This is a genomic window from Pseudarthrobacter cellobiosi, assembly GCF_023913815.1.
GTDB classification, from domain to species: Bacteria; Actinomycetota; Actinomycetes; order Actinomycetales; family Micrococcaceae; genus Arthrobacter; species Arthrobacter cellobiosi.
The window spans coordinates 174363-192882 of sequence record NZ_JAMXBK010000020.1; the positions used below are offsets into that span (position 1 = coordinate 174363).

The window sequence follows — 18520 nt, forward strand, 5'->3', positions numbered from 1 at the left end:
CATGCGCCGGATAGTCGCGGCAAGCCTAAGGTTCAGATCGATCATCATTGCGATGGCGGCGGCGCTGATGATGGTGGGCGGCGCCCAGCTCAGCAGTGCCTCGGTGGACGTGTTCCCTGAATTTGCGCCGCCTAAAGTGGAGGTCCAGACAGCATGCCTGGGACTTACCGCCGCTGAGGTGGAAGAACTCGTTTCGGTTCCTATGGAAGAAGCCTTCAACGGCATCGACGGCCTCCACCACATGCGATCCAAGTCGGTACCGCAGCTGTCTTCGATTGTGATGGAATTCGAGAACGGCACGGATCTGCTCACTGCCCGACAGCTTGTGTCCGAACGGATGGCGACGGTCATTCCGACGCTGCCCACCTGGGCGGCGCCGCCGGTCATGCTGCAGCCCCTGTCCTCGACCAGCCGGGTGATGAAGATCGGATTGTCCTCCGACACCCGGTCCTTGATCGAGATGTCAATGATCTCCTACTGGAACATCAGGGCCCATCTGCTCCGCGTTCCCGGCGTGGCAAACGTGGCAATCTGGGGCGAACGTCTCCAGATGCTTCAGGTCCAGGCTGACCCGGCCAAGCTGGCAGCAAACAGGGTCAGCCTGGAAACCGTCATGAGTACCACCGCCAACGCCCTCGACGCCGGATTGCTCCAGTATTCCTCCGGTGCCATGATCGGCACCGGAGGTTCCCTGGACACACCCAGCCAGACAATCGGGATCAGGCATGTCCAACCCATCGCCACACCTGCGGACCTCGCGAAGGTGGCACTGGAGGATCGTGAGGGACAGCCCCCGCTCCAGCTGGGCGACGTGGCAAATGTGGTGGAGGACCACCAGCAGCTGATCGGTGACGCCGTCATTAACGGCGGACCGGGTCTGATGCTGATCGTGGAAAAACTGCCTTGGGGCAACACCCTCGAAGTGACGCGGGGGGTTGAAGAGGCCATGAAGCAGCTCGAACCCGGCCTGACCGGAATCGCTGTGGACACGGCCATCTTCCGGCCGGCAACCTTCATTGAGGAATCCCTCGACAACCTGGGCGTCGCCCTGCTGCTCGGATGTCTACTGGTCATCCTGGTGTTGAGCGTCTTCCTCTTCCAGTGGCGGACGGCATTGGTCAGCGTGCTGGCCATCCCGTTGTCACTGGTGGCGGCGGCCCTCGTGTTGTATTGGACCGGCGGCACGATCAACACCATGGTGCTTGCGGGGCTGGTGATCGCCGTCGGAGTGGTGGTGGACGATGCCATCATCGACGTCGAGAATATCGTCAGACGGCTCCGGCACCACAGGGCCAGCGGAGCGCCCGGAAGCACCGCCAGGGTGGTGGTCAACGCCTCGCTTGAGGTCCGCGGACCGATTGTGTACGCCACGCTGATCATCGTCGCCGCCACAGTTCCGATCTTCTTCCTGGACGGGCTGACCGGGGCGTTCTTCCGGCCGCTGGCCACCTCATACACCCTCTCGGTAATCGCGTCCATGCTCGTGGCGCTGACGGTCACGCCGGCAATGGCCTACATCGTCCTGCGAAATGCCAAGCTGGAGGACCGGGATCCGCCCGTGGTCAGGGTCCTGAAACGCTGGTACGCCAACGCGCTCCGGCCCATTGTCCGCCGTCCTGTGCCCGGTTACCTGACCCTGGCAGCCGTTGGCGTCGTCGGCATTGTTGCGGCACCGCTGCTGGGCCAATCGTTGCTCCCGTCTTTCAAGGAGCGTGATTTCCTCATGCACTGGCTCACGCAGCCTGGCACGTCCAACGCCGAGGAAGTCCGCGTCAGCCAGTTGGCCTGCAGGGAACTCATGACCATCCCCGGAGTAAACAACTGCGGGTCACACACGGGACAGGCATTCAACGCCGATGAGGTGGTGGGCGTCTACTTCGGCGAGAACTGGATCAGCATTGACCCCGGGGTGGATTATGACGAAACCCTGGCAGCAGTCTCGGCAGTGGTGGACGGGTACCCCGGAATCCAACGGGACGTGCAGACGTACCTCAAGGAACGCATCCGCGAGGTACTCACCGGAACCGGTTATGCCGTCGTTGTCCGTGTGTACGGGGACGATCTGGCGACGCTGCGCCAGGAGGCTGACAAGATCAAGACCATTCTGGGCGGCATTGACGGAGCTATCGGCGCGAAGGTTGCCCTCCAGGCCAACATCCCGCAGATCGATGTGGAGGTGAACCTGGAGGCGGCGAACCGCTACGGGTTGAAACCGGGCGACGTGCGGCGTGCCGCGGCGACCTTCGTTGCCGGTGAAGAGGTCGGCGACATCTACCGGGACGGGAAGGCCTACGACGTCCAGGTGTGGAGCCCGCCGGAGGCCCGGACGAGTGTCACGAACATTGAGAGTCTTCCCCTCGATACGCCGAGCGGGCAAAAGATACGGATGGCTGATGTGGCCACGATTTCGGTCAAGCCCACGCCCAATGTCATTGAGCGTTCGGAGGGGTCCAGGCGCATCGACGTCAGCGCCAACGTCAAGGAAGGTGATCTGGCGAAGGTCGTGGAGAAGCTCAATTCCGGTATGGAATCTGTTCAGTTCCCGGTCGGCTACAGCGCGGTTGTCCTCGGCGAATACGCCGAACGCCAGGCGGCATCCCAACGGCTGCTGCTCTACTCCATTGGCGCGGTCATCGTCGTCTTCCTTCTCCTGCAGGCTGCTTTCAAGAGTTGGCGGTTGGCCACCCTGGCCATCCTGACCCTGCCGGTGGCTCTCGTGGGCGGGGTGATCGCCGCCCACCTCAGCGGCGGAATCCTGTCCCTCGGTTCGCTGGTTGGTTTCCTGACACTCATGGGGATCGCGGCACGCAATGGCATCCTGCTCATCAACCACTGCCAGCACCTGGAGCAGTACGAGGGCATGCCCTTCGGACCTGCGCTGGTGCTTCGGGGGGCTGCAGAGCGCTTGTCGCCGATCCTCATGACCACACTGGCTACTGCCTTGGCCCTGGTGCCGCTGGTGGTGATGGGGAACATCCCGGGCCACGAGATCGAGCATCCCATGGCCGTGGTGATCCTGGGCGGGCTGGTCACGTCAACGCTGGTCAACCTGTTCATCGTCCCTTCGCTGTACCTGCGGTTCGCCAAGCGCGGCCGCCGGCACGGGGCACACGAGCTGGAACCCGCGCCTGCGGTTTAGCAGATCCCACGAGTATGAAAGGCACGTGAGATGGCTTTTCGAGCACATCGTTTTACGGCATACGGGTCCGCATTACTGCTGGCCTTCGGATCGCTGACAGTGATGTCGGCAGGGACGGCGGCTGCCGCACCGCCGTCCCCGGAACTCTGCGGGCCCGGGTCCGCGATCAACTTTGACCGTTCGGATTTCCAGGCTTCCCCGCGGATCGATAACAAGTGGTTCCCGCTCAAGCCCGGCATGCAGTACACGACGACGGGGACCGTGACCTCTGCCGAAGGGACCAGCACACGCACTGTCGTCCATACAGTCACCGGGCTGACCAAGGTAATTGACGGCGTCAAGACCCGTGTCCTGTGGGACCGCGACTACTCGGACGGCGAACTGGTGGAATCCGAGCTGGCCTTCTTTGCGCAGACTGGAAAGGGAACGGTCTGGCTCTTCGGCGAATATCCGGAGGAATACGAAAACGGCGAGTTCGTTGGTGCGCCCAGCACTTTCATCAGCGGGCTTGCCAAGGCCCAGGCCGGCATCGCCATGCAGGGCCGGCCCCGGACCGGCACGCCGGACTATGTCCAGGCCTATGCACCCAAGGTTGACTTCCTTGACTGCGGGACAGTGTTCCAGAAAAACCAGCACGTCTGCGTCCCGACTGGCTGCTACGACGATGTACTGGTGATCGATGAATACAACCCGCTGGAACCGCCTGAGGCAGGCCACCAGCGGAAGTTCTACTCAGCCGGAACAGGGCTGGTGAAAGTCACCGCCGTCGGCGGTCCCGACCAGGAATTCATGGACCTGGTGAAAGTGAAGAAGCTGGGCGCCGCGCAGTTCGCGGCCGTCAACACCCAAGCGCTGGAACTGGATGAGCGGGCATACTCGGTCAGCAGAAGCGTCTACGCCAAGACGCCGCGGGCCCAACTCGACGGACCCTGACTACAGTGCTGGCGGAGGGTTGGTGACCCTGGGGTCCTGACCCGAACAGACCAGGGAGGGCGGCACTCCTCGGGCCACCCTCCCTCTTCTTTGCTGTCCGGATACCGGTTCGGAGTGCCTAGCGCACGTCCTCGTCAACCCAGTCCATGGATTTGGTGACTGCCTTCCTCCACAGGCGCAGCTGCCGGTCCTGCTCGGCCTGGTCCAGCTTCGGTTCCCACCGCTTGTCCTCGGACCAGTTGGACGAGAGTTCGCCGAGGTCCTTCCAGAAGCCGACGGCGAGGCCGGCTGCGTAGGCGGCGCCCAGCGCGGTGGTTTCCACTACCTTCGGCCGGATCACCGGAACGCCCAGGATGTCCGCCTGGAACTGCATCAGCGCGTCGTTGGCAACCATGCCGCCGTCGACCTTCAGTTCAGTGAGCGGAACGCCGGAATCCGCGTTGACCGCGTCCAGCACCTCGCGGGTCTGGAAGGCTGTGGCCTCCAGCGCCGCCCGGGCGATGTGGTTCTTGTTGACGAACCGGGTCAGGCCCACGATGGCGCCGCGGGCATCCGAACGCCAGTACGGGGCGAAGAGCCCCGAGAAGGCCGGAACAATGTAGACGCCGCCGTTGTCCTCAACGGCCGCCGCCAGCGTTTCCACCTCCGGCGCGCTGCTGATCATGCCCAAATTGTCCCGGAGCCACTGAATCAGGGAACCGGTGACCGCGATGGAGCCTTCCAGCGCATAGTGCGTTGGGGCATCGCCGAGCTTGTACCCGACCGTGGTGAGCAGACCGTTCTTCGAGTGAACAATCTCCTCACCGGTGTTGAAGATCAGGAAACAGCCGGTGCCGTACGTGTTCTTGGCTTCACCGGCCTCGAACGCCGCCTGCCCGAACGTGGCGGCCTGCTGGTCACCCAGGATGCCTGACACGGGAACTTCGCGCAGCAGCTGAGAGGTGTGCACGGTGCCGTAGACCTCCGAGGAGGACTTGATGGCCGGCATCATGCTCAGCGGCACGCCGAAGATGCCCAGGATCTCCTCGTCCCAGGTCAGGGTCTCCAGGTCCATGAACAACGTGCGGGAGGCGTTGGTGACGTCCGTGACGTGCACGCCGCCGTCCACCCCGCCCGTCAGGTTCCAGAGGACCCAGGCGTCGGTGTTGCCGAAGATCAGGTCACCGGCTTCCGCTTTGGCCCGCGCGCCGTCAACGTTGTCCAGGATCCACTTGATCTTTGTCCCTGAGAAATACGTGGCCAGCGGCAGCCCCACCTTCTGCTTGAACCGCTCCGGGCCGCCGTCCTTGGACAGCTCATCCACGATGTCCTGCGTGCGGGTATCCTGCCAGACAATTGCGTTGTAGACGGCCTCGCCGGTGGTCTTGTCCCAGACGACGGCGGTCTCGCGCTGATTGGTAATTCCGACGGCGGCGATATCGTGCCGGGTCAGGTTCGCCTTGGAGAGGGCGGAAGCGATCACCTCGCGGGTGTTGTTCCAGATCTCGGCAGGGTTGTGCTCTACCCAGCCCGCCTGCGGGAAGATCTGCTCGTGCTCCATCTGTCCCGACGAAACTATGTTGCCGCTGTGGTCGAAGATAATGGCGCGGGAGCTGGTAGTGCCCTGGTCGATGGCGATTACGTATTGGTTCATGGTGACGTCCTTGTCTCTATTTTGTGTGTGTGTGTTTGAAATGGTTACTAACCGGCGACGGCAGGCATGATCATGGGAACCCAGAACGCCACCAGGCCGGCAAGGCTTCCTCCGACCAACGGCCCTACGACGGGGATCCAGGAGTAGGCCCAGTCACTGGAACCCTTGCCCTTGATGGGCAGGATTGCGTGGGCGATGCGGGGCCCGAGGTCGCGGGCCGGATTAATGGCATAACCCGTGGGTCCACCCAGGGATACGCCGATGCCCACCACGAGCAGTGCCACCGCCAGCGGCCCAAGGCCCGAGGGCGTCCCGCCGAACGTCAGGATGACGAAGACCAGGACAAACGTGCCGATGATTTCCGTGAGCAGGTTCCAGGGCGTGGAGCGGATGGCTGGACCGGTGGAAAACGTCGCCAGCTTGTTGGCTTCCACGGGTTCGGCATCGAAGTGCTGCTTGTAGGCGACCCAGCAAAGGACAGCACCCAGGAAAGCGCCAAGCAGTTCACCACCGAAGTAGGTGAACGTGGACGCGACATCTACCGGGACGTCCGGGGCGTACTCCTTGCTGCCCTTGACGAGTAGGCCCAGCGTGACGGCGGGATTGAGGTGGGCGCCGGATTTGGCGGCAACGAAAACACCCGCGAAGACGGCGATCCCCCACCCCCAGGTCACCATCAGGAACCCGCCGCTGTTGCCTTTCGTGCCCTTAAGGGCCACGTTGGCCACGACGCCGCAACCCAGCAGGGTGAGCATCGCCGTTCCGAAGACTTCGGAAAGAAAAACAATTCCAAGAGACATCATTGACTCCTCTATTTTCTGTTTTCGGTCCTTCGCGGGTTGAAGGACCGTTGGGCCGGAGCGCTTTGACGCCCCGGCTGCAGCCTGGTCTGCCTAGACGACCAGGCTGTGGATCTGTACGCGGTGGAATCGCTCCAGTACTTCCCGCGCATGCTTGATCTCGTCCGTCTTGGCTGTGGCATCCCAGCCCAGCGGGGCGGACAGGACGTCCGCAACCTCGACAAGAAGTTCTCCGGTGACAAGTCCACGGAAGGCGAGCGACGTACGCCTGACCAGGACATCGATGAGGTGCCCGATCTGCTCGTTCCGGGCCATGAACTCCAGCTCCCGGACGCTGAGTTCACGGGTGGAACGGAGCAGCCTGTCCGGGCCGGCATCAAGGTAGCCGACTACGTCGGCTGCCCTCGTGCCGTAGCGCGTCAGCAGGACGGCGGTGCGGTCAGCGTCCCTGCCGGCGCCCATATGCGCCTTGATCCATTTCTGGATTCCGGCGTCATCCTCGGGGAAGCCGGCGCCGCCTCCGATGGCGAGTTTCGCCGTCGAGACCTTCCGTTCCATTCCCAGCTCGGCAAGCACATCATTTGCCATGTGCTCGGCCAGTGCCCGGAAAGTGGTCCACTTACCACCCACCAGGCTGAGTTCGACGGCGGTTCCTGCGCCGGGTGCCCCGGCAGCGGGGGTGCGCCGTTCAATCCGGTAGTCGCGCGAGACAAACCCCGGCTGGGTGGCGTCGTGGCGTGGCAGAGGGCGGACGCCGGAGAACGTGTAGACGATCTGGTCACGCTGCACGGTGATGTCCGGGAAGACGTGGCCGATCAGGTTGAAGAAGTACTCGATCTCCTCATCCGTGCACACTGCGTCCTGCGTCATGTCGGCAAGGACATCAGTGGTTCCCACCAGGACCCGGTCCCCCATGGGATAGATGAGGACGATCCGGCCGTCCGTGTGCTCAAAGAAGATCTCCCGGCCTTTGCAGGCCTCGAGCAGGACCGGGTGGTCCAGAACAATGTGCGATCCCTTCGTGCCGCCCATAAAGGCCGACGCCGCCCCCATGGCTTCGTTGGTCAGGTCCACCCAGGCGCCGGTGGTGTTGACGATGACGTCCGCGGTGAAATCAAACAGCTCGCCAGTCAATTCGTCGCGGAGCTGCACCGTGGTGCCGGACTGTGTGGGCGCGGTTCCTGCACCAGTGGTTCCGTCGCCAGTGAATGCGGCGCCGCCAACACCGCCGAGCGAATGAAGTGAGAGATAGTTGCTCGCCCGGGCTGTTGAGCTTCCCGGTCCGCCGCTGCCTTGCCCGGCCTTTTCGCCATCCTGGAGCACATCGAGCGTGAGCCGCTCGGGGTTGTGGACCGAGGCGTCGAAGTAAGTGGCTGCGTATTTGATTCCGGGGTGCAGCTGCGGCAGCTCGGCGAGGGCCCGCTTGCGTCCGCGAAACTGGTGGCGTGGCACGGAGCCGCCGTCCCGGGAGAACGAGTCGTACATGCTCAGTCCCAGTTTGATCAGGAAGGCGCCGCGCTCTTTGGGCTTGCCCTGCTGTTTGTGCGTGAGGAACCGCAACGGTGCGGACAGGACGCCGGAAAAGGTGCTGAAGATCGGGATGGTGGTCTGGAGGGGCTTCACATAGTGCGGTGCGATCCGCAGGAGGCGGTTGCGTTCCACCACGGATTCCCGGACGAGGCGGAATTCCCCGTTTTCCAGGTAGCGGATGCCGCCATGAATCATGTGGGAGGACGCACCGCTGGCACCCTGGCAGTAATCGCCACGCTCCACCAGGGCCACGTCCACTCCCTGCAGGGCGAGGTCCCGGAAGGTTCCCACGCCGTTGATGCCACCACCGATGATCAATACCTTGGCGTACGGACGATTCCGCAGACCCTGCACCGATGCGCGCGGCACGGTGCTGTGGGCGGGCCTGGCTCCGCTGTGGCCGAATGTATCTTTGAGTCCCAACACTGCTCCTTGGGTTTATTGGCGTGCGGGCATCCGCCGGATGCACCGCCGTTCTTCAACTATTGTTTGGAGTAATGGAAAATGGAGTCAAGCACTATGCACAAACGTGCAGAATGGAGTCGGAATGACGCCTTCCCGGCACTCAGATGCGCTGCGGGCTGCACAGATGTATTACCTCCAGGACCTGACCATGGACGCGATCGCCCGGGAACTGCGGACGTCCCGGTCCACGGTTTCCCGGCTTCTGTCGGCCGCCAGGGACACGGGCCTGGTCCAGATCCAGATCCGCAACCCGCTGGATACGGGTCCCGAGCTCGAAAGCATGATCCGTCGCGAGTACAACGTAGACGTGCACGTTGTTCCGGTGCTGGAGTCATTGAACGAGGCGGAAACCCTGGACCGCGTGGCTATTCAGGCTGCCCGCACCATCGGCCCGCTGGTGGACTCCAATGCGATCATCGGCGTCGCGTGGGGTTCAACGCTCAGTGCGGTCAGCAGGCACCTCACGCGCAAGATCACGCACGATACCGTGGTGGTCCAGTTGAACGGCGCCGGCAACATGCACACCACCGGTATCACCTATGCGAGTGACATCATGCGCCGCTTCGGCAGTGCCTACGGCGCCCGCGTGGAGCAGTTCCCTGTTCCCGCATTCTTCGACCATGCAGCCACCAAAACCGCCATGTGGAATGAGCGCAGCGTGCAGCGCATCCTGGACTTGCAGGCTCGGATGAGCATCGCCATCTTCGGCGTTGGATCGGTGCACGCCGACTACCCGAGCCACGTCTACGCGGGTGGCTACCTGGATGAAAGCGACCTCACGATGCTGGCCCATTCAGATGTGGTGGGAGACGTTGCCACGGTCTTTTTCCGGCGTGACGGATCCTCTGACGGCATCGTCCTGAACGAACGCTCCACGGGTCCGGCGCTCTCCCAGCTGCGCCAGGTCCGGCGTCGGATCTGCGTGGTCTCCGGCGCATCCAAGATCAATGGTCTGCGGGGCGCCCTCTCCGCTGGCCTAGCCACCGACCTGATCCTGGATGAAGCCACCGCGCGCCGCCTGGTGGGCTTTGGCGGTGTCGCCTGGCCCAATGGGTAAAGTCAATGCTATGAAAACCTCACCCCGGCTCAGCCTCAACAACGGTGTGCTGATCGACCAGTTGGGATTCGGGCTGTACAAAGTTCCGGCAGCGGAAGCATCCGGCCTGGTGGCCACGGCCCTCGGCACCGGATACCGCCACTTTGACACGGCAGCCATGTACGGCAACGAAACCGGCGTGGCACGGGGGCTTGGCCCCGCCATGGATGCCGAAAGCCGAAGCGGCGGCTCCGGGGAGTCCTCGCCCGGCCTGCGGCGCGAGGACGTCTTCATCACCACGAAGGTCTGGAACGATGACCAGGGATACGACGCAACCCTCCGTGCCTTCGATACCTCCATGGTCAACCTCGGCCTGGACTACGTGGACATGTACCTGATCCACTGGCCCTGCGCCAAGCGGGATCTGTTCACCGACACCTACCGCGCCCTCGAAACGCTCTACCGTGAAGGCAAAGTCCGGGCCATCGGTGTCTGCAACTTCCAGCCCGCGCACCTGGACCGTCTGCTCGAGAGTGCCGAAGTGGTGCCCGCCGTGAACCAGATTGAACTGCACCCTTGGCTCCAGCAGGCCGAACTCAGGGACAAACACCACACCCTGGGCATCCGGACGGAAGCCTGGAGCCCCCTGGGGCGCGGACACGTACTGTCGGATCCCGTGGTCCTGGCCCTGGCCGCCGAACACGGCAGGACAGCGGCCCAGATCATTCTTCGGTGGCACATCCAGCTGGGGAACATCGCCATTCCGAAGGCAAGCTCCGAATCGCGGATCAGGGAAAACCTGGACGTCTTTGGCTTTGAACTTTCAGACCGCGACATGGCAGCCCTTGCCGAGCTTGACCGCGGTCAGCGCACGGGATCCCACCCCGACAACGTCAACTAGGACCGAGGGTCATGAAAACCGCCGATCAACAGCCATCCCCTGCGCCCTCCTTCTTCAGCGCCGGGCTGGCGGCCCGCACCCGGGCCGCCGACATCGTGATTAACGGCACCGCCGTGGCGTACTGGACCTACGAACCCGTCCAGGCCTCACCTGATAGCCGCACCATCCTGGTCATCCACGGTTTCCGCGGCGATCACCACGGCCTGCTCCGCGTGGCAGACCAGTTGCCGGAAATGCGCATCATCATGCCGGATCTGCCAGGGTTCGGCAGCTCCGCCGCGTTCGCCTCCGGGAAACATTCGGTGGAGCAGTACGGCACCTTTGTCACCGACTTTATGGCGGCGCTCGGCCTCGGCCCGGACACCGTGCTGCTGGGGCACTCCTTCGGCTCGATCGTCGCCGCCCATTGTGTCGCAACCCACCCGGGCACCGTCACACCGCTGATCCTGATCAATCCGATCGCCGCGCCCGCCCTGGAAGGCCCCAAGGGGATCATGACCAAGCTGGCTGTCCTCTACTACCGGCTGGCGGCCCGGCTCCCCCGCCCGCTGGGACTGGTCCTGCTGCGCAGCCCGCTGATCGTCAGGGTAATGAGCGAGGCCATGGCCAAGACGGCCGACAAAGAGCTGCGCCGCTTCATCCACGGCCAGCACCATGCCTACTTCAGCGCGTTCGCTAACCGGGAAAGCCTCCTCGAATCGTTCACGGCGTCGGTCAGCGCCCATGTTGCCGAGGTTGCCGGGAAGCTGAACCTGCCGGTGCTCCTGGTCGCCGGCGAAAAAGACGAGATTGCCACCCTGCCGGACCAGCACCGCCTCGCCGCGCTCCTCCCCGACGGCGTCCTCAAAGTCATTCCCGGCGTCGGCCACCTGATCCACTACGAAACGCCCGGCCCCGCCGCCGGCTTCATCCGCAGCTTCCTTAAGGACCACCCCGCGTGAAGATTGTCATCGATGCACGATTCACCCGGACCGACCATCACGACGGCATCAGCCGATACGGAGCCAGCCTCATCGCCGCCACGGCGAAGTTGGCCGACGTTTCCATGCTCATCAGCGACACGCGCCAACTGGCGCTGCTCCCGGATGTTCCGTACACGTTGGTCAACAGCCCGTTGTCCCCGCGGGAGCTGTTCGTGGCCCGCAGGATCAACCCGCTCGGCGCCGATGTTGTGGTGTGCCCCATGCAGACCATGGGCAGCTGGGGGCGCAAGTACGGCCTGGTCCTGACCCTGCACGACCTCATCTACTACGAGCACCCCGCTCCCCCGGGATTCCTGCCGGCACCCGTCCGCGTGCTCTGGCGGCTCTACCACAAAGCGTTCTGGCCGCAACGCGTCCTCCTCAACCGGGCGGACACCGTGGCCACCATCAGCCGGACCACGGAAGCGCTGATGGCCAAGTACCGGCTCACCAAAAGGCCGGTGCGGATCATCAGCAACGCCCCGCAGCCCGCCCAGGAACCGCGCGACCCTGCCACCGGGGCGGACCATTCGCTGGTGTACATGGGCTCGTTTATGCCCTACAAAAACGTTGAAACAATGGTGGCCGGCATGTCCGAGCTGCCTGATTTCACCCTGCACCTGCTGAGCAGGATCACCGCCGAGCGCCGGGCCGAGCTGGAGATCATGGTGCCGCCGGCTGCCACGGTGGTCTTCCACAACGGGGTCACCGATGACGAATATGCCGTCCTGCTCAAACGTGCCACCGCGCTGGTGAGCCTCTCCCGCGCCGAAGGCTACGGTCTTCCGCTGGTGGAGGCCATGGCCCTCGGCACGCCGGTCATCGCCAGCGACATCCCGATTTTCCGCGAGGTGGGCGGCGACGCGGCAACCTACGTTGATCCCGCATCACCGGCAGAGTTCGCCGCGGCCGTGCAGAAACTGCGGGACGACGCTCACTGGCAACAGGTGTCCCGCCGTTCCGTGGCACGTGCGCAGGAGTTCAGCTGGGACGAATCCGCGCAGCAGCTGGTGGACGTGGCCCACGACATCATGGCGCGGCGCAGCCGCTGACTGACGCCGCCAAAGGAAGCCGCTAGAGGACGTCCACACCGTCCAGCCTGACCTGGACCGGTTCCGTGCTCCTCTTGGCGGCGGCCGCAGCCTTTGTTGCACGCAACACTCGGGTGACAGTGGCTGCCTGCCCGTACGCAAAGAACAGCAGGGTCCGCGCGTCCTCCCCAGCCCCCGCGGCACCCCCGGCGGCCCCTGGACCGGTGAGGACAAGTGGCGCCGGGCCTGCGGTCCGCAGCGCCACTCCGGCGGCGGCCAGCTCCTTCTCCACGGTCCCGGAAAAATGTACGACGGCGGCCCGTGGGCCGGTGACCGAGGCAATCCTGACCGCCGGCGGCAGCTGGAGTTCCATCCGGAGTTCCAGCTCGCGCCGGGCGTACCCGGCCGGGTCCCACCGCAGCAGCGCGCCAACAGCAACACTTTCCGTCGCGGTGATGACCACCAGCCCGCCGTCGGACGCCGGGCGTACCAGGGCTGCGGCGTTGAACCAGCGGCGCACGGTGTCCTCCCCGGCGCGGAGGTTCTCCCGGCGGAGCAGGGAGTCGCCGTCGAGGAGCAGCGCCGCAGCGTAACCGCCCTCCGCTACGGGTTCGGCCCCGACGGTGGCCACCACCAAGGCCTTAGCGCTGCCAACACCGGCTTTGATGTTGCCGCCCGAGGACGTAATGACGGCTTTTCCGGGGAACGCCCTGCCCAGCTCTTCGGCTGTGCGCAGGACGCCGGTGGCGCCCTTTCGGAGCTTGTGCCCCGTGCAATGGGCACACTGCCACTCCGGTGCCAGCGTGGAACACCAGCGGCACTGCGGGATCGCAGAGCTGCCGCTGGCTCCGGCCAGGGCAAGCGGACCCTGGCAGGCCTGGCAGCGGGCGGGTTCGCGGCACGTCTCACAGACGAGCGACGGCGCGTAGCCGGCGCGGGCCACCTGCACCAGGACGGGCCCACGTTCCAGTCCTTCCTTGGCGGCGCGCCAGGCGGCACCGGGAAGCCTGGCAACCAGTGCCAGGGGATCGCGCTCCTGCTCGAAGCTGTCCGCTGTGTTCAGTACCCGGGGCACGGTCCGTCGTGCAAACGCCCGATCGGCCTCTACGGGCATGGCCCAGCCGGCCTCCACCAGCCGCTGAAGTTCCGTGCTCCTGGCATGACCCGCCATCAGGCAGGCGGTGCCTTCCTGGTCCGCGCGCAGCAACAGCACGTCGCGGGCATGGGCGTACGGGGCACGCTGTTCGATGTGAAGGTCATCGCCGTCGTCCCAGCAGGCAACAAAGCCCAGATCCTGAACCGGGGCAAACGCTGCAGAACGCGTGCCGATGGCTACGCGCGCGGACCCGGCCAGGAGGCGCAGGAAGTTCCGGTAGCGGGGGGTGGGCCCGTCGTCTGATGTCAGGCGGGCAATATCCTCGGCAGGCAGCACCTCCAGGAGCGCCATTTCGAGCTGGTCCAGGTCCCGGTAGTCCGGCACCACCACCACGGCGCCGCGGCCGGAGGCACGGACTGCTGCCACGGCCGTTGCTATCAGGTGCGGCCATGCTGCCGGGCCGAATCCCTGGAGCGCGTTGAAGACCGCCCTTGGAGATCCGCCGTCCCGCAGGTGGCGGACAAATGCCGGGCCGTTGCGGTACCCGGTCCAGTCTGCTTCAGTCCCGGCGGGGATGTCCGGGCCGGTCGAGGCCCCGGCGTCGGCGAGCGGATCCGGTGCCGCAGGCTCTGCTTCGGGGGGCGAGAGGAAGTCCTTCTCGAGCCTCGCCATGCGCGGAGGCACCGCAACGCGAAGCACGTCACTGACGGTCCCCGCATACCGGGCCGCGACGGCGGACACCAGGTCCCGGACAGCCGGCGTCAGGACGACGACGGGAGAGACCACCTTCTGCAGGGGCACCAGGGTGTGGCCGGCGTCGGATTCTTCAGTCCGTTCAATGATGAACCCGGACAGGTCCTGGCCGTTGAAGCTGACCTTTACCCGGACGCCGGCCTGTGCGGCCCCGTCCAGTTCGGCCGGCACGCTGTAGTCGAAGGGCCGGTCCAGATGCGGCAGCGGCGTCTCCACGAGGACTCTGGCCACCGGAAGGTGCGCCGCCAGCGGGGGCCCGGACGGCCTGGCCTTCGCCGGGAAGCCCTGCAGCAGCGACAACTGGACGGCGCCGGGAGGGACAGACTCATCAGAGGCCATGGCGGACTGGCCTACGCGTTGAAGAAGGCCTTCAGGTCCTCCACCCGGTCCAGGCGCTCCCAAGTGAAGTCGGGATCGTCACGGCCGAAGTGACCGTGCGCCGCCGTCTTGGCGTAGATGGGGCGCTTGAGGTCCAGGGCGTCGATGATGGCACGCGGGCGGAGGTCGAAGATCTCTGCGATGGCGGCGCTGATCCTGGCCGGGTCCACCGTCTCGGTGCCGAAGGTCTCGACATACGTGCCCACGGGACGGGCCTGGCCGATGGCGTAGGCAATCTGGATCTCGGCACGCTTTGCCAGTCCGGCCGCCACGACGTTCTTGGCAACCCAGCGCATCGCGTAGGCCGCGGAACGGTCCACCTTGGACGGGTCCTTGCCCGAGAAGGCACCGCCGCCGTGGCGGGCCATGCCGCCGTACGTATCGACAATGATCTTGCGCCCGGTCAGGCCGGCATCACCGACGGGCCCGCCGATGACAAACTCGCCTGCCGGGTTCAGGATGTTGGCAGCCCGGGAAATGTCCAGGTTGGCTGAAGCTAAAACGGGCTCAATGACGAAGGAGGCGAGGTCCGCGCGCAGGCGGTCCAGGCTAGTGCCTGCGGCGTGCTGGCTGGAGATGACGACGGTTTCCACGGAAACCGGCACGTCCTTGTCGTAGCCGATGGTGACCTGGGTCTTGCCGTCGGGGCGGAGGTAGGACAGTTCGCCGGACTTGCGCACCTCGGTGAGGCGTTCGGACAGGCGGTGCGCGATCCAGATCGGCACCGGCATGTAGGACGGGGTTTCGTCGCTCGCGTACCCGAACATCAGGCCCTGGTCGCCGGCACCTTGGAGGTCGTAGTCGTCCTCCTGGCGGCCTTCGCGGGCTTCGAGGGAGTTGAAGACACCCCCGGCGATGTCGTTGGACTGCTGTCCGATGGAGACGGAGACGCCGCAGCGGGCACCATCAAACCCGTTGGCTGAGGAGTCGTAGCCGATGCCGAGGATGGTTTCCCGGACGATCTGCGGAATTTCGACGTAGGCGTCGGTAGTGACCTCACCGGCAACATGGACCAGGCCGGTGGTGGCCATGGTCTCCACGGCGACGCGGGACTCGGGATCCGCGGCGAGAAGTGCATCCAGGATGGCGTCACTGATCTGGTCGCAGATCTTGTCCGGGTGGCCTTCAGTGACCGACTCGGACGTGAAGAGCCGGAGGGCGGAGGGCGTGGCCCCGTGGGCGTGGGGAATGTGCAGCGGTAAAGTCACTCAACTACCTTACTGGTTGGGAATCGGACGTCCGGCGGCGTGTGTCCCCGTGCTAAGGAAACGGTGCGTGGCTTTCGGTCAGGCGCGTGGCGAAACGTGGCTCAGCTCATAGCCGATCCGCGTGATGACGGCGGCCGAAACCTCTGTTTTGGTTCCGGCGGCCAGTTGTGGTTCGGCGCCGGAGCGGGCAAGGATGACTACCGAGTTGCTGTCCTGGCCAAAGACCTTGTCCGATCCCACATGGTTGACCACCAGGAGATCGCAGCCCTTGCGCTTGAGCTTTGCCTCCGCGTAGGTCAGGACGTCGCCTTGGCCGTCACCGGTCTCTGCTGCGAAGCCCACTATCAGTTGGCTGCGGCGGCTGGCCTGGTTTTCGGGAGCGTGGTCCCGGACCTCGACCAGTTCCTGGAGGATGTCCGGGTTCCGGACCAGGGAAATGACGGGGTCAGCGGTGTCATCACGTTTTTTGATCTTCGTGCCGGAGATCTCCGCTGGGCGGAAGTCCGCCACGGCCGCAGCCATGATCACGACGTCGGAATCCGCCGCGGCTGCCAGCATGGCCTCGCGCAACTCCAGGGCGGTCTCAACGGTCACCACGTCGACCCCGGCCGGCGCCGGGACCTCCATATGGGCGGCGACCAGGCGAACCGTGGCACCCGCGTTGCGGGCGGCGACGGCCAGCGCCACGCCCTGTTTACCAGAGGACCGGTTGCCCAGGAAACGGACGGGGTCCAGCGGTTCCCGGGTTCCGCCTGCACTGACTGTGACGGTCCGCCCGGCCAGCGGAAGCTGGTAATCGGACTGACCCTGGGCAAGTGCCATGGCGGCGTCGAAGATTGCTTCGGGCTCAGGCAGGCGGCCGGGACCGGAGTCCGTGCCGGTGAGCCGGCCGCTGGCCGGTTCGAGGACCGCGACGCCCCTGCTTCGCAGCGTTTCAACGTTGGCGCGGGTGGCGGCGTGCTGCCACATCTCCGTGTGCATGGCGGGGGCAAAGAGTACCGGGCCGCTGGCCATGAGCAGCGTGTTGGTGAGGAGGTCGTTGGCCTGTCCGGTGGCCGCGCGCGCCAGCAGGTCCGCGGTCGCGGGCGCCACCACAATGAGGTCGGCCTCATGGCCAAGCCTGACGTGGTTGACCTGGTGCACGTCGTCGAAGACGCTGTTGCTGACCGGGTTCCCGGACAGTGCCTCCCACGTGGCGACACCCACAAAGCGGGTGGCTGCCTCAGTGGGAATCACCGTGACATTGTGGCCGGCTTCAGTAAAAAGCCGGAGGAGCGATGCGACCTTGTAGGCCGCAATCCCTCCCCCGACTCCGAGGACTATGCGCACGTGACCTCCGTCAACAGGGCAGTCTGAACTTACTCTGCGGCTTCGATCGGCGTGGAAACGAGCTTGCCTTCGTTGATTTCGCGCAGGGCGATGGACAGCGACTTCTCGTTCAGCTTGGTGTCGACCAGGGGGCCGACGTACTCGAACAGGCCCTCGTGCAGCTGGGCGTAGTAAGCGTTGATCTGACGTGCACGCTTGGCACCGAAGATCACCAGGCCGTACTTGGAATCAGCTGCCTTAAGCAGTGAGTCGATCGGCGGGTTGATGATGCCTTCAAGGTTCGTGGACACGAATTCTCCAAATTCTAACGGGCTGGCTGGTACCGGCTACTAGTGCGGGTGCGGGGTCAGCCCCATGAGTGAAACAAGCTCCTCCGCTGCCCGGCGAACGTCATCATTGATGACGGTGTGGTTAAACTCCGGTTCAGCGGCAAGTTCCAGTTTAGCTGTTTCCAGCCGCTGCTGCTGCTCCTGCTCAGTTTCCGTGCCGCGACCCACCAGTCGGCGGACCATTTCGTCCCAGCTGGGCGGCGCCAGGAACACAAACTGGGCGTCAGGAACGGCCTGCTTGACCTGGCGTGCACCCTGCAGATCGATCTCCAGCAGGACGGACCTGCCGGCGGCGATGGCCTCGTCCACGGAACTCCGCAGGGTGCCGTAGGTGTTCTGGCCGTGGACTACGGCCCACTCCAGGAACTCGCCGGCTGCAACGAGCGACTCGAACTCTTCCTTGGACTTGAAGAAGTAGTGGACGCCATCCTGCTCACCGGGCCGCGGAGCGCGGGTGGTGGCCGATACGGAAAGCCAGACTTCGGGGTACTTGTCCCGGATGTAGGTGGACACGGTGCCTTTGCCAACAGCCGTCGGACCAGCGAGGACTGTCAGTCCCGGTTTCTTGCTCACGTATTCCTTTGCGGCGGAGTTTGGGTGCGGGCGCCTCTAGGAACGCCCTATTTCTCGTCTATAAAATCTACCAGCGCCTGGCGCTGGTGAATGCCCAGGCCGCGGAGCCGGCGGGAGGCCGCTATGCCCAGCTGCTCCATAATGGCGGCAGCCCTGACTTTTCCAATACCCGGCAGAGCCTCCAACAGCTCCACCACGCGCATCCGGGCCAAGGCGTCGTCCGCTGCGGCGGCGTCAAGGAGGTCCGCGGCCGATGTCTTGCCATTCTTGAGGCGATCTTTCGCGGCGGCCCGGGCGGCCCGGGCGGCGGCCGCCTTGTTCAGGGCGGCCGCGCGTTCCGAAGCGGATAAGGGTCGCAGGCTCATGGAGGACACCCCCGGATTCATCGGCTGAGTCCAAGGCGACCGCCATTGGACTTGTCCTG

At 64.8% G+C, this 18520-nt stretch carries 15 protein-coding genes; 6 read left to right on the plus strand and 9 right to left on the minus strand.

Translation table 11 applies throughout. The features are described 5' to 3' along the window. Position 1 precedes the first annotated feature (1 nt). Complete coding sequence (locus NG701_RS06505; protein ID WP_256475595.1) at positions 2-3139, plus strand: efflux RND transporter permease subunit; 3138 nt, start codon at positions 2-4, stop codon at positions 3137-3139. 30 nt (positions 3140-3169) lie between these two features. Beyond that, the gene (locus NG701_RS06510) at positions 3170-4072 is read left to right on the plus strand and encodes a hypothetical protein (protein ID WP_252565489.1); all 903 of its coding nucleotides are present in this window, start codon (positions 3170-3172) and stop codon (positions 4070-4072) included. 118 nt (positions 4073-4190) lie between these two features. Here the strand turns inward: NG701_RS06510 and glpK are convergent, their stop codons facing one another. The 3 genes from glpK to NG701_RS06525 form a co-directional block, all read right to left on the minus strand. Then, complete coding sequence (gene glpK, locus NG701_RS06515) at positions 4191-5705, minus strand: glycerol kinase GlpK (RefSeq protein ID WP_252565491.1); 1515 nt, start codon at positions 5703-5705, stop codon at positions 4191-4193. Positions 5706-5752: 47 nt separating this feature from the next. After that, on the minus strand, positions 5753-6505 hold the full coding sequence (locus NG701_RS06520; RefSeq protein ID WP_252565493.1) for an MIP/aquaporin family protein: 753 nt from the start codon (positions 6503-6505) through the stop codon (positions 5753-5755). 93 nt (positions 6506-6598) lie between these two features. After that, positions 6599-8458, minus strand: a complete 1860-nt coding sequence (locus tag NG701_RS06525) for a glycerol-3-phosphate dehydrogenase/oxidase (protein WP_374208659.1) — start codon at positions 8456-8458, stop codon at positions 6599-6601. Positions 8459-8582: 124 nt separating this feature from the next. On the opposite strand from NG701_RS06525, the gene NG701_RS06530 reads away from it, so the two are divergent. Genes NG701_RS06530 through NG701_RS06545 form a run of 4 tightly spaced genes read left to right on the plus strand, consistent with a single transcriptional unit; the run spans position 8583 to position 12451 of the window. Then, positions 8583-9557, plus strand: coding sequence for a sugar-binding transcriptional regulator (locus tag NG701_RS06530; RefSeq protein WP_252565495.1), 975 nt, complete (start codon positions 8583-8585; stop codon positions 9555-9557). 10 nt (positions 9558-9567) lie between these two features. Then, complete coding sequence (locus NG701_RS06535) at positions 9568-10437, plus strand: aldo/keto reductase (protein WP_252565497.1); 870 nt, start codon at positions 9568-9570, stop codon at positions 10435-10437. Between the two features lie 11 nt (positions 10438-10448). Next, positions 10449-11378, plus strand: coding sequence for an alpha/beta fold hydrolase (locus NG701_RS06540; protein WP_252565498.1), 930 nt, complete (start codon positions 10449-10451; stop codon positions 11376-11378). Continuing rightward, positions 11375-12451, plus strand: a complete 1077-nt coding sequence (locus NG701_RS06545; RefSeq protein ID WP_252565499.1) for a glycosyltransferase family 4 protein — start codon at positions 11375-11377, stop codon at positions 12449-12451. The genes NG701_RS06540 and NG701_RS06545 overlap by 4 nt, the downstream gene beginning before the upstream one ends. 22 nt (positions 12452-12473) lie before the next feature. Here NG701_RS06545 and NG701_RS06550 read toward each other — a convergent pair whose 3' ends face one another. The 6 genes from NG701_RS06550 to mihF all read right to left on the minus strand — a co-directional run bounded on the left by NG701_RS06550 (position 12474) and on the right by mihF (position 18461). Next, on the minus strand, positions 12474-14618 hold the full coding sequence (locus NG701_RS06550) for a primosomal protein N' (RefSeq protein ID WP_252565501.1): 2145 nt from the start codon (positions 14616-14618) through the stop codon (positions 12474-12476). Positions 14619-14629: 11 nt separating this feature from the next. Next, entirely contained in the window at positions 14630-15865 is a 1236-nt protein-coding gene (gene metK / locus NG701_RS06555; protein WP_252565503.1) for a methionine adenosyltransferase, read from the minus strand. A 78-nt stretch (positions 15866-15943) separates the two neighbouring features. After that, positions 15944-17194 (minus strand): bifunctional phosphopantothenoylcysteine decarboxylase/phosphopantothenate--cysteine ligase CoaBC, encoded by a 1251-nt coding sequence (coaBC, locus tag NG701_RS06560; protein WP_252565505.1) that lies wholly within the window; start codon positions 17192-17194, stop codon positions 15944-15946. A 29-nt stretch (positions 17195-17223) separates the two neighbouring features. Then, positions 17224-17484 (minus strand): DNA-directed RNA polymerase subunit omega, encoded by a 261-nt coding sequence (gene rpoZ, locus NG701_RS06565; RefSeq protein WP_056340218.1) that lies wholly within the window; start codon positions 17482-17484, stop codon positions 17224-17226. Between the two features lie 39 nt (positions 17485-17523). After that, on the minus strand, positions 17524-18096 hold the full coding sequence (gene gmk, locus NG701_RS06570) for a guanylate kinase (RefSeq protein WP_252565507.1): 573 nt from the start codon (positions 18094-18096) through the stop codon (positions 17524-17526). A 47-nt stretch (positions 18097-18143) separates the two neighbouring features. Next, positions 18144-18461, minus strand: a complete 318-nt coding sequence (gene mihF, locus NG701_RS06575) for an integration host factor, actinobacterial type (RefSeq protein ID WP_252565589.1) — start codon at positions 18459-18461, stop codon at positions 18144-18146. Positions 18462-18520: the final 59 nt, after the last annotated feature.